Genomic DNA, 14,690 nt, shown 5'->3' on the forward strand with positions numbered 1-14,690 from the left:
ATGTTTCCCAAACCCATCGAAAAACAACCCCGCGCGGCCCAGATCACCTATCAGGCGATGCTGCCTCTGGCGCTGTTGCTGTGGCTGGGGCCGTTGCTGGCCGTTGCGCTTTTCTCGGTCAAACCGGCGGCAGACTTCACCAACGCGAACTATTGGGGCATGCCGTCCAGCTTTGAGGGCGCTTTCAACTATGGGCAGGTCTTCTTTAATTCAGACATGCCTCGATATTTGCTGAACTCATTCCTGATCACCGTACCCACCGTGATCGGAGCCGTGGCGCTCAGCTGCATGACCGGATTTGCGCTTGGAATCTACAAGTTCAAATCGAACCTTTGGATTTTCTTCATGTTCGTGGCGGGCAACTTTGTCCCCTTCCAGATTTTGATGGTCCCCGTACGCGATCTGACTTTGGAACTGGGCCTCTACAACACCAAAACCGGGCTTGTTCTGTTCCATATCGCCTTCCAGACCGGCTTCTGCACACTCTTCATGCGCAACTTCATCCGCGCCCTACCCTTCGAACTCATCGAGGCGGCGAGGGTTGAAGGTATTAGCGAATGGCGGATTTTCTGGTATGTGGTCCTACCGCTAATGAAGCCCGCAATTGCCGCGCTCAGCGTGCTGATCTTCACCTTCATCTGGAACGATTATTTCTGGGCGGTTGTCCTGACCCAAGGCGCCGAAAGTCAGCCCGTTACCGCCGGGATCACCAGCTTCAACGCCCAATTCCGCGCCGCCTATCAGCTGATGAGTGCCGGTTCAATTGTCGCAGCCCTACCACCTGTTGCCATGTTCTTCCTGATGCAGAAACACTTTATCGCGGGCCTGACCCTCGGTGCAGTAAAATAACGTCAAACCAGAGGTTTACCTCATGACCAAGATCACCTTTGTAGGTGCGGGTTCCACGATCTTCATGCAGAATATCGTGGGTGACGCCCTGCTCACCCCTGCCCTCGCCGACAGCCATTTTGCGTTGATGGATATTGATCCGGTGCGCTTGGCCGAGAGCGAGGCTGTGGCCAAGGCCATGATCCGATCAGTCGGCACGGGTGCGACCGTCTCGACCCACACGGATCGCCGCCCGGCGCTGGACGGCGCGGATTTCGTGATTACTGCCTTTCAGGTCGGCGGATACGAGCCGTGCACCGTGACTGACTTCGAAATCCCGAAACAATACGGCCTGCGCCAAACCATCGCTGATACGCTGGGTGTAGGTGGCATCATGCGCGGCCTACGTACTGTGCCCGTTCTGTGGGGTGTCGCGCAGGACATGATGCAACTCTGCCCCAATGCTACGCTGCTGCAATACGTGAATCCGATGGCCATCAACACCTGGGCTTTGGCCGAGCGTTTCCCCGCACTAAATCATGTTGGTCTGTGTCATTCTGTCCAGAACACAGTCGAGGAACTGGCGCATGATCTGGATCTGCCCAAGGCGGATATTCGCTACAAAGTTGCAGGCATTAACCACGTCGCCTTCTTTCTCAAACTCGAGCATGAGGGCCGCGATATCTATCCTGCTCTGCGACAGGGCTATCACGCCGGGCACCTGCCCAAGCCTCCGCTTCTCATGCCTCGTTGTCCGAACAAAGTCCGGTACGAAGTGATGGATCATCTCGGTTACTTCTGCACCGAAAGTTCCGAGCATTTTGCAGAATACGTTCCTTGGTTCATCAAAGACGGACGCAATGACCTGATCGAACAGTTCAGCATACCGCTGGACGAATACCCGACCCGCTGCGTCGAGCAGGTGGCCAATTGGAAGAACCAAGCCAAGACACTGACCGATGGTCGGGATATCGAAGTAACCCGAAGCCACGAATTTGCCGCCAACCTTATGAACGCAATCGTGACAGATACGCCTTACACAGTTTACGGCAACCTACCGAATACGGGTCAAATTCCGCAACTGCCGCTGGGAGCCGCGGTTGAAACTCCGTGTCTAATCGACGCAAATGGCGTCCAACCTTCCGTGGTTACGGATATCCCGCCGCAGCTGATCGCTCTGATGCGGACCCAGATCAACGTGCAAGAGTTGACGGTTCGTGCACTGACAGAAGAGAACCCAGAATACATCTATCACGCCGCCATGATGGATCCCCATACTGCGGCGGAGTTGGATTTGCGCCAAATTCGCAGCCTCGTCACCGATCTGCTTTCCGCCCATGGCGACTGGCTACCCGATTGGTGCCAACCTGCCCGCGCGGCCTGATCTTCATCTATTCGAAGTATAATCAACTCTAACGCAAGTCAGACAGACAGAGCCAAAAATGACCAAGAAACGCCGTTCACAGCATTGGTACGGAAAACTCGATAAGGACGGGTTCATTCACCGGTCCTGGATGAAAAACCAGGGCTTCCCCGACCACGCCTTTGACGGGCGGCCCATCATTGGCATCTGCAACACGTGGTCAGAACTGACGCCCTGCAACTCGGGCCTGCGTGATCTGGCCGAGGGTGTCAAACGGGGTGTCTGGGAGGCGGGCGGCTTCCCTGTCGAATTCCCGGTAATGTCGCTGGGTGAAACTCAGATGAAACCCACCGCCATGCTGTTTCGCAACCTGCTGGCGATGGATGTTGAGGAATCCATCCGCGCCTATGGTATCGATGGCGTTGTACTTCTGGGCGGATGTGACAAGACCACACCTGGGCAGCTGATGGGTGCGGCCTCGGTCGATCTGCCGTCCATTGTGGTCAGCTCTGGCCCGATGCTGAACGGCAAATACCGGGGTCAGGATATCGGCTCGGGCACGGATGTGTGGAAGTTCTCCGAGGCCGTTCGTGCCGGGGAGATGACACTTCAGGATTTCATGAATGCTGAATCCGGCATGTCACGCAGCGCGGGCGTTTGCATGACCATGGGAACCGCCAGCACCATGGCCTCGCTGGTCGAGGCGATGGGCATGTCCCTGCCCACCAACGCCGCCCTGCCCGCCGTCGACGCCCGCCGCATGGCACTGGCACATCTGACCGGCAAACGAATTGTCGAGATGGTGGACGAAGACCTGAAACCCTCCGACATTCTGACCAAGGAAGCCTTTGAAAACGCCATCCTCGCCAATGCAGCTGTCGGAGGATCAACCAACGCGGTGGTCCACCTTCTAGCGCTGGCAGGGCGCGTGGGCGTCGATCTGACCTTGAAAGACTTTGAAATCGGATCGGAAATCCCATTGCTGGTCAATTGCATGCCGTCAGGCAAATACCTGATGGAGGATTTCTGTTATGCGGGCGGCGTGCCAGTGGTTCTGAGCGAACTCAAACCTTTCCTGCGCCCGGCAACGACCGTTCTGAACAAGGATATCTCGGCGCATTATGAAGGCGCTGAGTGTTTCAACACAGATGTAATCCGCCCCCTTGGCGATCCGGTAAAACCCGCCGCTGGCCTGCGGGTTCTGCGCGGAAATCTTGCGCCTAACGGGGCGATCGTGAAACCTTCGGCGGCCACAGACGCACTGTTGGAAACCGAGGCCGAAGCATATGTTTTCGAGAGCATCGAGGACCTGAAAGCTAATATCGACCGCGACGATCTGCCTGTTACACCCGAGACCATTCTGGTCCTCAAAGGCTGTGGTCCTAAGGGCTATCCGGGTATGCCCGAGGTTGGGAACATGCCGATCCCGGCCAAGCTGGTCAAAGAAGGCGTACGCGACATGCTCCGCATCTCGGATGCGCGTATGTCTGGCACGGCCTTCGGAACGGTCATCCTGCATGTCAGCCCCGAGGCGCAAGCCGGTGGTACACTCGCCTTGGTCAAGACCGGTGACCGTATTCGGGTGTCCGCCAGCAAGGGCGAGCTGGAACTGCTGGTCGACGAAAAGGAACTGGACGCCCGCCGCGCCCTGTGGCAACCGGACGATCCGCATTACACGCGTGGATATGCGAAACTCTATATCGATCACGTGCTGCAAGCCGATCGCGGCGCGGACCTTGATTTTCTTGTGGGCAAAGACACGCGCCTTGTGACGAGAGAGAGCCACTGATGGATCAACCTGCCACCTTTCAAGACCTGCGCGGCGCATCCGTTTACATTACCGGTGGTGGATCGGGTGTTGGCGCGGCACTCACCGACGGCTTCATGAGCCAAGGGGCAAATGTCGCCTTCATAGGCCGCTCGGACGCAAGCGCCTTTGTCGAAGAGATGCGCGACAAACATGGCCGCGCACCCTTGTTCTTTCAGGGCGACATGACCGACACCGAATTGCTGCACGCCACCATGGCCAAAGCAGCCGAAGCTCATGGCCCACTGAAAGTGCTGGTCAACAATGCAGCCAATGACAAGCGTCACTCGCTTGAGGAAACCACTCCCGATTTCTGGGACTGGATGATCGAGGTGAATCTCAAAGCTTATTACTTTGCCTGTCAGGAAGCCGCGCGGCAAATGAAAGACAACGGCGGGTCGATCATCAATTTCAGTTCAATCAGTTACATGATGGGGAACGCAGGCTATCCGATCTACACCAGCTCAAACGCGGCAATCACCGGTATGACTCGCTCTTTGGCGCGCGAGCTTGGGCCTCAGAAAATCCGGGTCAATGCACTGGCTCCGGGATGGGTTCTGACGCAGAAACAGCTGGACATGTGGGCAACGCCCGAAGATCTGGCCGCGCATTTGGATCGCCAATGCCTGAAAGAACATCTAACGCCCGAAGACATGATCGCACCAACCCTGTTTCTGGCCTCAAGCGCAAGCCATGCCATGACGGGTCAATGCATGGTTGTCGACGGCGGCGTTGTGGTAACGGGGTAACGCTATGAATGTTGAGTGGATCGCTGTTGACTGGGGTACCTCTCATCTGCGCGTCTGGGCCATGCAGGGAGAAAGAGTGATCGCTCAGGCGGTTTCGCAGGATGGTATGTCGCGCACGGCTGGGGGAGATTTTCAGGCAGCTCTGTTGGCTCTGATCAAAGACTGGCTGCCTGAGAAGCCAGTAGACGTGATCGCCTGCGGAATGGTTGGTGCGCGGCAGGGCTGGGTCGAGGCGCCCTATTCCGCCGTGCCGTCCGAGCCAATCCCGGTCGTACCCTTCCGCGTTCCAAACACCGATCCGCGTATTCGGGCCTTCGTAGTTCCGGGACTAAAGCAGAACAGCCCCCCCGATGTGATGCGCGGTGAAGAGACTCAGATCGCAGGGTTCCTCAGTGCGCATCAGAGTTGGGACGGTGTGATTTGCCTGCCCGGCACGCATACAAAATGGGCCCAGATCAGTGCTGGTGAAGTTGTCAGTTTCCGAACCTTTATGACCGGTGAGATGTTTGATCTGCTGTGCGGGCAATCCGTTCTTCGGCATTCAATTGATGATGGATGGGACGAAGCAAGCTTCATTGACGCTGTGGCGGATACGCTATCGAAACCTGAACAGCTTGCTGCGCGACTCTTTGGATTACGGGCGGCTGACTTGCTGCATGGTCAGAATAAGAACATCGCGCATGCCAGTCTTTCGGGCTTCCTGATAGGTGCAGAGCTTGCCGCATCGCGGCCCTATTGGCTGGGTCAGCAATTGGCAGTCATCGGCTCGGAAAGTCTAACCAAGGCCTACGCCACCGCACTACAGCAGCAAGGCGCATTGGTCGAAACCGTTGACGCAACCGCGACAACACTAGCGGGGCTGGCACAGGCCCGCACACTCACGAGGCAAACCGCATGAGCCGTCCCATAATCGCCATCTTGCGCGGGCTGACACCTGATGAGGCGGGGCCTGTCGGGCACGCGTTGGTGCAAGCGGGTATTGACCGGATCGAAGTACCGCTGAATTCACCCGATCCTCTGGAAAGCATCCGTATCCTAGCCTCGGATATCGGTGATCGGGCACTTATTGGCGCAGGAACTGTGCTTACCCCCGATCAGGTTGATGCGGTAGCGGACGCTGGCGGCAAACTTATCGTTTCACCGAACTGTGATGTATCGGTAGTCCAACGTGCTATTGCACTTGAATTGCAAAGCTGGCCAGGCGTTTTCACCCCGACCGAAGCTTTCACGGCCCTACAAGCTGGAGCAACTGGGTTGAAATTGTTCCCCGGGTCGATGGCTGGCCCCTCAGGCTTGGCCGCAATGCGGGCCATACTACCACCTGGCACGCAGGTATATGCCGTCGGTGGCGCGGGCCCAGAGAATTTTGATCAATGGATCAAGGCCAGTGCCGATGGCTTCGGGATTGGCTCAGCGCTTTACAAGCCTGGCATGTCTGTTGCTGAAGTATCAGACCACGCCCAGCAGATCGTGGCAGCCTATGACGAGTCAACGAAATGAGCCACGTTTACGATGATCGCCCCTGCGAATTGGGTGAAGGACCATTGTGGCACCCGGAGCGAAAACAGCTTTTCTGGTTTGACATTCTTAGCAATCGCCTGATGTCCAGAGAAGGCGACCAAGCTCAGGTCTGGGAATTTGAAGAACATGTCTCCGCCGCTGGTTGGGTCGACAACGAAACCCTGCTGATCGCATCAGAGACAGGTCTGTGGCGATTTGAGCTGGGTAGCCACGCCAAGGATTTGATTGTTCCGATTGAGGCCGACAACCCGGTGACTCGATCTAATGACGGCCGCGCCGATCCTTGGGGTGGGTTCTGGATTGGCACCATGGGCAAGAATGCTGAAACGGGCGCCGGATCGATTTACAGGTATTGGAAAGGTGAGCTAAGGCCATTGGTTCGGGAGGTGACGATTTCGAACGCGATCTGTTTCGCGCCTGACCGCGCCTGTGCCTATTACAGCGATACTTTGACCAAACAGGTCATGCGCTGGGAACTGGATGCGGAGACTGGCTGGCCCATGGGCGAAGCCGCCGTGTTCCTTGACCTGCAAAGCGACGGCTTGAACCCGGATGGGGCTGTTGTCGACAGCACCGGCAATATCTGGATCGCTCAATGGGGTGCAAGCCGGGTCGCGGCCTATACGCCAGCCGGTCAATTCTTGAAATCAGTCCATTTCAACGCCAAACACACGTCGTGCCCGAGTTTTGGTGGCAACGATCTGACAACGTTGTTTTGCACCTCCGCCCGACAAGGGCTTGAAGCCGACACACTGACAAAAACACCAACAAACGGCATGACCCTCGCCGCCGCAAATGTTGGCGAAGGTCAAGCGGAGCACAGAGTTATCATATGAAGCCAGAACTTGGCGTCTGCTATTACCCCGAACACTGGCCCGAAGAGAATTGGGCCAAAGATGCGGCACGCATGATCGAGACCGGCCTGACCTGGGTCAGGATCGGAGAATTTGCTTGGAGCCGGATGGAGCCCACTCCGGGCGATCTACAGTTTGGCTGGTTGGATCGCGCGATTGAAACCCTAGGCGCTGCGGGCTTGAAGATTGTGCTGGGCACACCAACGGCAACTCCGCCACGTTGGATGCTGGACAAGTATCCCGACATGCTGGCCATGGACGCCAATGGTGATCCGCGCAAATTTGGCTCGCGCCGACACTATTGTTTTAGTCACGCAGGCTATATCGACGAATGCAGGCGGATCGCGCAGATTATAGGTCAGCGTTATGGCCGTAACCCGCATATCGCGGCGTGGCAGGTCGACAACGAATATGGCTGTCACGATACGACAATCAGCTACAGCGAGGCAGCTTTGGAAGCGTTTCGCCATTGGCTCGCGGATCGCTACAGCTCGATCGATGCACTGAACACAGCATGGGGCAATGTGTTCTGGTCGATGGAGTACAATAGCTTCGATCAGATCGAGTTGCCGAACCAAACCGTGACCGAGCCCAACCCAGCGCATGTCCTGGCGTTTCGCAGGTTCAGTTCGGATCAGGTGGTGGCGTTCAACAAGGCCCAGGTCGACGCGCTGCGCCCGCTGACGGATGCACCATTGTTGCACAATTACATGGGTCGCGTGCTGGAATTTGATCATTTCGATGTCGGGAATGATCTCGATATCGCCACATGGGACAGCTATCCGATTGGCTTCCTTTCGGATCGTCTGGAAGCGGATGAGGCGCACAAAACCGCGTTTCTGCAGCAGGGCGATCCCGACATGCAGGCCTTTCACCACGACCTCTACCGCGCTGTCGGTCATGGCCGCTGGTGGGTGATGGAGCAACAGCCCGGCCCGGTGAACTGGGCCCCATATAACCCAGCCCCCCTGCCCGGTATGGTGCGCCTGTGGTCGCTTGAGGCCGTGGCACACGGGGCCGAAGTTGTTAGCTACTTCCGCTGGCGACAAGCACCGTTCGGTCAGGAACAGATGCATGCCGGCCTGATGACCCCAAATGGCCACGACGCACCCGGATTGACCGAGGCGCGCCAAACTGCCGTCGATCTGGCCGCACTGGGCGAGGTCCATCCGGCACGCGCGCCTGTAGCGATTGTGTTCGACTATGCGTCGGACTGGGCATGGTCCACGCAGCCTCAGGGTGCCGGATTCGACTATTTCAAGTTGGTGTTCTCAGCCTACCGCGCATTGCGACGCGCCGGATTGTCAGTGGACTTTCTTTCTCCGTCTATGGTCGGCGAAAACCACTACAACCTGATCCTCGCACCGGGCGTAGCTGTGCTGGAAGATCTGGAACAGCGGCTGATACAGGGTTGTGATCTGGCCATTCTGGGTCCGCGTAGCGGAGCAATCACGGAAGACTTTCAAATCCCTCGCGAAGGGCCTCCCGGCCTCAACTATCTTGATACACATGTTAACCTGATCGAAACGCTACCACCCAGCGTGGTCCGCACCGTCGACGGGGGTGGCAAGTCGGAACATTGGGTTGAACGTTTGTCGGGTGAAGCCAAGACTCTGCTAACATTCACCGATGGCACCCCTGCCCTGCACGGTGAAGCGGGGCTTTGGTATCTGGCCGGATTCCCGGATGAGGCGCTTTGGGATCGGGTGATTACGATGGCTGCTCAGGGCACCAATCTTGTGCTCCACCCAATGCCACCGGGACTACGACGGGGCGAGACGCAGTCGCATGAGGTATTGATCAATTACAATGCGCATCCGGTTTCGTGGAATGGCCTTCAGATCGAAGGTTGTGATGTCCTGTTCAGGAAACACGGCTCATATCAACGTTAATATAGATACCGCTAACATAACCTGATAGAGGGCATGACGCAGGACATGGCTCCAACAGGTTGCGACAATGAATTACACCCGTTCAGACTTTCCCGATGGCTTCCTATTTGGGGCGAATGCCCCTGCTGAAATGGCCACAGGGTTAGATATGTACCGCATCCCAATCCGTTGGATTGATATCCTGCCAGATGGTCGCACACCTGATACTGATGCGTTGGATCAGTGCGAACAGCGGATCGATCAAATTCTGTCTCTGAACCTCCGGCCATGTGTGGTGCTAGATCATTCAGAGTTACCCCCAGCACTGGAAGACATTGGCGGCTGGTGCAATCGAGAAATAGCCGCATATTTCTCGGATTTCGCTGAAACAATCGTGGCGCGGATGGGCGATCGCCTATTCAAGGTCTCAACCTCGTGCCTGAGGACAAAAAACCAAGGCAGCCCACGCATCGAAGCCCGCAGTCTGCACCATCAACTGCTTGCTCAAGGCGCTGCTCGTCAAGAAATGCGCAGCTATGGTTTGACCAACCTAGGCGCAGAGCTTGAACCAGTCTTGCTCGATTCAATTCTGAACGCGAAGTACCCCGAGGTGCTGCTGGACCGAGTGGAGAATTACCTTCCCGACAACTGGTCAGATGATTTCGCAACCATCGCAGAACCGAATGACTGGCTCAGCGTGACAGTAAGTCAGGACGTCGATGTTGACACCGTGCTGAACATAATTTCTGAACACAAAAAGCCATTGCCGGTTTTCATCAATCTGGCTTCGAATGATACTTCAGACCTGACCCATGGATTTGATGCGATACACATCGCTCTAAAACAGGGCAGCTTGATTCAAGGGGCTTTCTTTGAATACGAGAGTAGCAGCACAGCCGATGCGCTTCAGCTACTCCTGAATGTTGGCAGCCAACCTGCGCCATGGGTTCGCCCAAAAGGAGGGCTGCACGCGCATTGGAACCTTGTTGCCGATATCGGTGGCACCAATACAAGACTTGGCGTCGTGACTGAGGGGGAACTGACTGATCTGCGCAAGCACCCCACCGGGACCGTCAGCGATCTGCAGGAGGCGCTTCATGAATTGTGTGACGAAATTGGCACCCAGCCGCGCGCGGTTGTCGCCGCAGGTGCAGGACCCGTTAAGAATGGCACAATTCGTCTGACCAATGCCAATCTCGATCTCTCCGAGGACGCTCTGGCCAAAGCCACAGGCGCGCACCACACCTATGTCATAAACGATTTCACAGCAGCCGCTTGGTCAGTTGCCGAAATTACCCAGAATGATGTCGAAGTTCTGCAGGGTGAGGCATCACCGCCTCTAGGGACGCGCTTGGTCGTCGGGCCGGGGACAGGATTGGGCGTAGGCGCCCTGCTCTACTCCGAGGGTCATTTTCACACTGTGTCTGGCGAGGGGGGCCATATGGGTCTATCGCCGCGCCATCTGGATGAGGTCGAGGTTTTTAACGCCGCACGTCAGATCGTACCAGAGTGTTTCTTCAGTGATACGCTGGCCATCGAAGCCGAGATGTTTCTAAGCGGCACCGGGCTGCCGGTGCTTTATCAGGCGATTGGGTTGACTGAAGGTCAGCTCAATGTCGCCATGCGTTCGGCAAAAGACATTCTTCAGGATGCGCAAGATGGTTCTGATGCCTGCGCAGTAAAAGCCGCTCGTATGTTTACTGAACATCTGGGTGCACTTATGGGAGACCTTGCCGTCGCCTTGACGCCTACAGGTGGGGTGTTTCTAGTTGGAGGGGTGGCTGAAAAGAACCGTTGGTTGTTCGGCCAGGATTTTCTACGTGCATTCAACGCTGGCGGACGTTTCGATGATTTGCGTAAAGCGATGAACTTGTATGTTTCGGAACAGGATGAATTTGGCATTGTTGGCGCTAACAATTTCTGTAAGAATGCGCTCGCACGTTAAACTAACCACGCCTTTTCTGAACAACGAAGGACTGCAGGATGATCCTGTGCTGCGGAGAAGCTCTGATCGACATGATCGCAGAACCAACGGTTTCGGGTGCAAAGGGTTTTGTTCCTCACTCCGGCGGAGCCATCTTCAATACCGCGGTCGCGTTGGGGCGCTTAGGTGTCTCGACGAGTCTATTGACAGGTTTGTCAACGGATATGTTCGGGGAACAACTAATAGCCGCCCTACAAATCAGCCACGTCACAACTACACATGCTGTTCGCTCGGATCGTCCAACGACGCTGGCTTTTGTGCAGTTGAAAGATGGGCATGCCACCTACAGTTTTGTTGATGAGAATTCTGCTGGGCGAATGCTGAGGCCAGAAGATATGCCCGATAAACTACCGGGCATCTCGGCATTGTATTTTGGTGGGATCAGCTTGGCCTGCGAACCCTGCGCCGATGCCTACGCTGCCTTGCTTGAACGCCATGGCGCAGAGCGTGCGGTAATGCTGGACCCAAACATTCGTCCGGGATTCATCAAGGATCAGACCCGATACCGGACCCGGCTGAACCACATGATCGCCAAGACTGACATAATTAAGGTATCAGACGAGGATCTTGATTGGATTATCCCCGGTCCCGAAAACCATGCCGAGAAAGTCCCACTGCTGCTACAAGCAGGTCCTGCTGTCGTGATCGTGACCAAAGGGGGCGACGGTGCATCCGGCTATCTCGCAGATGGAACTGAGGTCTCGGTACCAGTTCAGAGGGTTAAAGTCATGGATACCGTCGGTGCCGGAGATACATTCAACGCGGGCGTGCTGGCCGCACTAAGTCACGCGGGTCAATTAGATAAGCTATCACTGCGCGCCTTGCCGTCAAACAATTTACGCGACGCACTGGAGTTTGGGGCAAAAGTTGCCGCGGTGACCGTATCGCGCGCCGGGGCAAACCCACCCTGGGTGCAGGACCTCTGATTTTGGACAGATTCCGGAAGTGATGGAAAACATCTTGAGGTCACCCCTCAGTGAATATTATGCCCCTTCAAACGTAGTGAATTTGGCAGTTGGGCTGCAACGCAGTCAGGTCTTGCCCAAGCAGATTACTATCTGCTGATCAACTTAATTCCTCTACGGATATATTGGCGCTAGGTTTGAGGTACACGATATGAGAGAGATTGTGGCCTGCAGGCACTCTGGCGACGCTGAGGACCCGATCGGCTGAAGCGACAGAGCACCAACATGATCCAGCCAAGTATGATTGGTGCGACCTCACCCGTTAACAAATTGGTAAAGATTCTCTTCAGCCTTGAGATCAGACCATCCAGAAACCGTGCATCGGCGTCCGTCAATATCCCGGCACCGATACCGCAATACGCCATAAAATGCTTGTCACATTTTGCTCCCCTGAGAGCGCGCAGCTAGATCCTCACGCTATCTAACATCCTAACATCGGATTTTCTTTGGATATGGAAACAAAGCAGTGTTTTGCTGCCAACCAATACGAGGCAAGAGACCAGCTTCAAATAAAGAGCTGCCCCCGAAATTATTCGGAGGCAGCTTAGTTGTTAGTTCAGCAAAAGCAGACTTCGATGATGAAGGTCAGCTCCGGCCTTTCCACGGAACCAGCCAGTTTTCAGCCTTGCGCATCAGGATATCGATGCCGTAGCCGATGATGCCGATCAGCACGATGCCCATGATGACTATATCCGTCAGCTGGAATTTCGAGGCCGCGATGATCATCATACCAGCCCCTTTCTGTGCCGCGACAAGTTCGGCCGCCACAACAGTACCCCAGCATACACCCATGGCGACGCGTGCGCCGGTGAATATCTCGGGCAACGAGTTGGGTACAATCACATGGCGCATGATCTGCCACTTCGACGCCCCCAGCGAGTATGCCGCGTGGATTTTTGAGATGTTCACACCAGACACACCTGCACGTGCAGCAATAGTCATGATCCAAAGCGCAGCTAGGAACAGCAGGACGATCTTACCGGTCTCCCAGATGCCAAACCAGATGATGACCAACGGGATCAGCGCCAATGGCGGCACAGGGCGCATGAACTCTACGATTGGGTCAAACCAGCCCCGGAACCAGCCAGACAATCCCATGGCGTATCCGAGCGGAATGCCGATGAGCGCTCCGGCGACAAAGCCCGCGATAACCCGCAACAACGACCAACCAAGATGCTGCCAAAGCGAGAAGTTCTGATAGCCTTCGCTGGCTATCTCGAAGAAGCGCGCGACAACAGTTTCGGGTGCCGGCAACCAGATCGGGTTCATCTGCATACCCTGCGCCGGAGTGAAGCTGATCGCGCCTTTTCCGGTCAGTGATACTGTGCCATCGCCCACGCTAACAGAACCATCCTCGCCAATCGCCGTGCCATTGATGGCGATGATCTTCGCGCCATCTTTGCGCTTCACCTCATCATTTTTGTCGAACAAGATGGTCGAGGAACGACCGCTGGGCGCGACAAAGGCGACATCCTTGGCAAAGCCGTCACCAGGCTCAACCTCAAAGCTCTCCGCCTCCTCTCCAAAAGGGGGAACCTTTACATAGATCGTGGCATCATCTGTGTTGCCGTTTGCGTCTTCGACTGTGTACGTAAACTGCAAATCCCCGACAAAGGGGCCAGGGACATGAATGGGCAGCAGTTTTGAACCGGTAAACGCGGCCCAAATCACAAAGATCACAAGGATCGAGATAATCGACGCTGCCCGGTCTGCGCGTACTGCACTTTCATCGCCAAACGTCACAGTTTTGAGGCTCGTAAAGTCCTGACGGCTTTGCAAACCCCTGCGCAGCAGATGCACGATCAGAAATGCGCCGCCGAACAGGCCGATATAAAAAAGAAGTACCATCATGATGCTTGCTCCGTCCGGCCCATGATTTCCTCTTCCATTTCCCAAATCATCGAAAGGATTTCGTCGCGCGTTTCCGCAAAGCCCTCGGACTTTTTCACGTCACGAAGGTCAGCGTTCACACCTCGCTCGGCAAATGGCAGATTATATTCCTTGTGAATTCGTCCAGGGCGCGGGGCCATGACGATCAATCGCTCACCCAGCAACAGGGCTTCTTCCACCGAGTGGGTGATCAGAATGATTGTCTTACCAGTTTCTTTCCATAGCTTCAGAACCAGGCCCTGCATTTTTTCACGTGTCAACGCGTCCAAAGCACCAAGCGGTTCATCCATCAGGATCACATCGGGCTCGTTTGCCAGGCATCGCGCCAGTGCGACACGCTGCTGCATACCCCCAGACAATTCGTAAACAGCCTTTTCCTTGAAATCCTGTAGGCCCACGACCTCAAGCAAATGATCCGATATCTTGTCTCGTTCTGCTTTTGGCATGCCCTTCATACGTGGCCCAAAATCCACATTCTCGCGCACGTTCATCCACTCGAATAGGGCGCCTTTTTGAAACACCATTCCGCGTTCCGCATCCGGACCTTTGACCAAATGCCCATTCAGCTCAATGCGCCCTGAGGTCGGTGCAAGAAAGCCCGCAACAATGTTCAGCAAAGTTGTCTTGCCGCATCCTGATGGGCCAAGAACCGAGACCAGTTCACCTTCTTTCAGACTAAGCGATACGTCCTGGAGCGCCTGCACTGAAGTACCGTTAGGCAAGTCAAAACGCATGGACAGGTCTACGATGTCCAATTCAGGCATTCTGTTTCCTTCCTGCTGTTGCATCTGGGGACCGGCCCGCAACCGGACCAGTCCCCAGCGATCTGCATTATTTTAGTTGTCGAATGTTCGTCCC

At 55.7% G+C, this 14,690-nt stretch carries 12 protein-coding genes; 10 read left to right on the forward strand and 2 right to left on the reverse strand.

The window, feature by feature from the left end:
• From ACR0JR_RS05950 to ACR0JR_RS05995, 10 genes are all read left to right on the forward strand, one after another.
• The gene (locus ACR0JR_RS05950; protein ID WP_170475148.1) at nucleotides 1-849 is read left to right on the forward strand and encodes a carbohydrate ABC transporter permease; all 849 of its coding nucleotides are present in this window, start codon (nucleotides 1-3) and stop codon (nucleotides 847-849) included.
• A gap of 22 nt (nucleotides 850-871) precedes the next feature.
• Nucleotides 872-2,212: an alpha-galactosidase gene (gene melA / locus ACR0JR_RS05955; RefSeq protein WP_480455402.1), complete on the forward strand. Its 1,341-nt coding sequence runs from the start codon at nucleotides 872-874 to the stop codon at nucleotides 2,210-2,212.
• Between the two features lie 58 nt (nucleotides 2,213-2,270).
• Nucleotides 2,271-3,980 (forward strand): IlvD/Edd family dehydratase, encoded by a 1,710-nt coding sequence (locus ACR0JR_RS05960; protein WP_480455403.1) that lies wholly within the window; start codon nucleotides 2,271-2,273, stop codon nucleotides 3,978-3,980.
• Nucleotides 3,980-4,747 carry an SDR family NAD(P)-dependent oxidoreductase gene (locus ACR0JR_RS05965; protein WP_480455404.1) on the forward strand — a complete coding sequence of 256 codons (768 nt, stop codon included), beginning with the start codon at nucleotides 3,980-3,982 and terminating at the stop codon, nucleotides 4,745-4,747. The genes ACR0JR_RS05960 and ACR0JR_RS05965 overlap by 1 nt, the downstream gene beginning before the upstream one ends.
• Nucleotides 4,748-4,751: 4 nt before the next feature.
• The gene (locus ACR0JR_RS05970) at nucleotides 4,752-5,645 is read left to right on the forward strand and encodes a 2-dehydro-3-deoxygalactonokinase (RefSeq protein ID WP_480455405.1); all 894 of its coding nucleotides are present in this window, start codon (nucleotides 4,752-4,754) and stop codon (nucleotides 5,643-5,645) included.
• Nucleotides 5,642-6,247 carry a 2-dehydro-3-deoxy-6-phosphogalactonate aldolase gene (locus tag ACR0JR_RS05975; RefSeq protein WP_170774325.1) on the forward strand — a complete coding sequence of 202 codons (606 nt, stop codon included), beginning with the start codon at nucleotides 5,642-5,644 and terminating at the stop codon, nucleotides 6,245-6,247. The genes ACR0JR_RS05970 and ACR0JR_RS05975 overlap by 4 nt, the downstream gene beginning before the upstream one ends.
• On the forward strand, nucleotides 6,244-7,104 hold the full coding sequence (locus ACR0JR_RS05980) for an SMP-30/gluconolactonase/LRE family protein (RefSeq protein WP_170780457.1): 861 nt from the start codon (nucleotides 6,244-6,246) through the stop codon (nucleotides 7,102-7,104). The genes ACR0JR_RS05975 and ACR0JR_RS05980 overlap by 4 nt, the downstream gene beginning before the upstream one ends.
• The gene (locus tag ACR0JR_RS05985; RefSeq protein ID WP_480455406.1) at nucleotides 7,101-9,014 is read left to right on the forward strand and encodes a beta-galactosidase; all 1,914 of its coding nucleotides are present in this window, start codon (nucleotides 7,101-7,103) and stop codon (nucleotides 9,012-9,014) included. Before ACR0JR_RS05980 ends, ACR0JR_RS05985 begins: the two co-directional genes overlap by 4 nt.
• A 67-nt stretch (nucleotides 9,015-9,081) precedes the next feature.
• Complete coding sequence (locus tag ACR0JR_RS05990; RefSeq protein WP_480455407.1) at nucleotides 9,082-10,938, forward strand: family 1 glycosylhydrolase; 1,857 nt, start codon at nucleotides 9,082-9,084, stop codon at nucleotides 10,936-10,938.
• A gap of 38 nt (nucleotides 10,939-10,976) precedes the next feature.
• The gene (locus ACR0JR_RS05995) at nucleotides 10,977-11,903 is read left to right on the forward strand and encodes a carbohydrate kinase family protein (protein WP_480455408.1); all 927 of its coding nucleotides are present in this window, start codon (nucleotides 10,977-10,979) and stop codon (nucleotides 11,901-11,903) included.
• Nucleotides 11,904-12,527: 624 nt separating this feature from the next.
• On the opposite strand, the gene ACR0JR_RS06000 is transcribed toward ACR0JR_RS05995, so the two are convergent.
• Both ACR0JR_RS06000 and ACR0JR_RS06005 read right to left on the reverse strand, forming a co-directional pair.
• The gene (locus tag ACR0JR_RS06000) at nucleotides 12,528-13,793 is read right to left on the reverse strand and encodes an ABC transporter permease subunit (protein ID WP_319544560.1); all 1,266 of its coding nucleotides are present in this window, start codon (nucleotides 13,791-13,793) and stop codon (nucleotides 12,528-12,530) included.
• Entirely contained in the window at nucleotides 13,790-14,596 is an 807-nt protein-coding gene (locus tag ACR0JR_RS06005) for a taurine ABC transporter ATP-binding protein (protein WP_010441534.1), read from the reverse strand. Before ACR0JR_RS06005 ends, ACR0JR_RS06000 begins: the two co-directional genes overlap by 4 nt.
• Between the last annotated feature and the right edge of the window lie 94 nt (nucleotides 14,597-14,690).

Source organism: Ruegeria sp. AA3 (assembly GCF_056542905.1).

Coding starts and splice junctions, on each gene's coding strand:
- melA (WP_480455402.1), top strand. CDS start 872: ATGACCAAGATCACCTTTGTAGGTGCGGGTTCCACGATCTTCATGCAG.
- ACR0JR_RS06000 (WP_319544560.1), bottom strand. CDS start 13,793: ATGATGGTACTTCTTTTTTATATCGGCCTGTTCGGCGGCGCATTTCTG.
- ACR0JR_RS05980 (WP_170780457.1), top strand. CDS start 6,244: ATGAGCCACGTTTACGATGATCGCCCCTGCGAATTGGGTGAAGGACCA.
- ACR0JR_RS06005 (WP_010441534.1), bottom strand. CDS start 14,596: ATGCCTGAATTGGACATCGTAGACCTGTCCATGCGTTTTGACTTGCCT.
- ACR0JR_RS05995 (WP_480455408.1), top strand. CDS start 10,977: ATGATCCTGTGCTGCGGAGAAGCTCTGATCGACATGATCGCAGAACCA.
- ACR0JR_RS05990 (WP_480455407.1), top strand. CDS start 9,082: ATGAATTACACCCGTTCAGACTTTCCCGATGGCTTCCTATTTGGGGCG.
- ACR0JR_RS05960 (WP_480455403.1), top strand. CDS start 2,271: ATGACCAAGAAACGCCGTTCACAGCATTGGTACGGAAAACTCGATAAG.
- ACR0JR_RS05965 (WP_480455404.1), top strand. CDS start 3,980: ATGGATCAACCTGCCACCTTTCAAGACCTGCGCGGCGCATCCGTTTAC.
- ACR0JR_RS05975 (WP_170774325.1), top strand. CDS start 5,642: ATGAGCCGTCCCATAATCGCCATCTTGCGCGGGCTGACACCTGATGAG.
- ACR0JR_RS05950 (WP_170475148.1), top strand. CDS start 1: ATGTTTCCCAAACCCATCGAAAAACAACCCCGCGCGGCCCAGATCACC.
- ACR0JR_RS05970 (WP_480455405.1), top strand. CDS start 4,752: ATGAATGTTGAGTGGATCGCTGTTGACTGGGGTACCTCTCATCTGCGC.
- ACR0JR_RS05985 (WP_480455406.1), top strand. CDS start 7,101: ATGAAGCCAGAACTTGGCGTCTGCTATTACCCCGAACACTGGCCCGAA.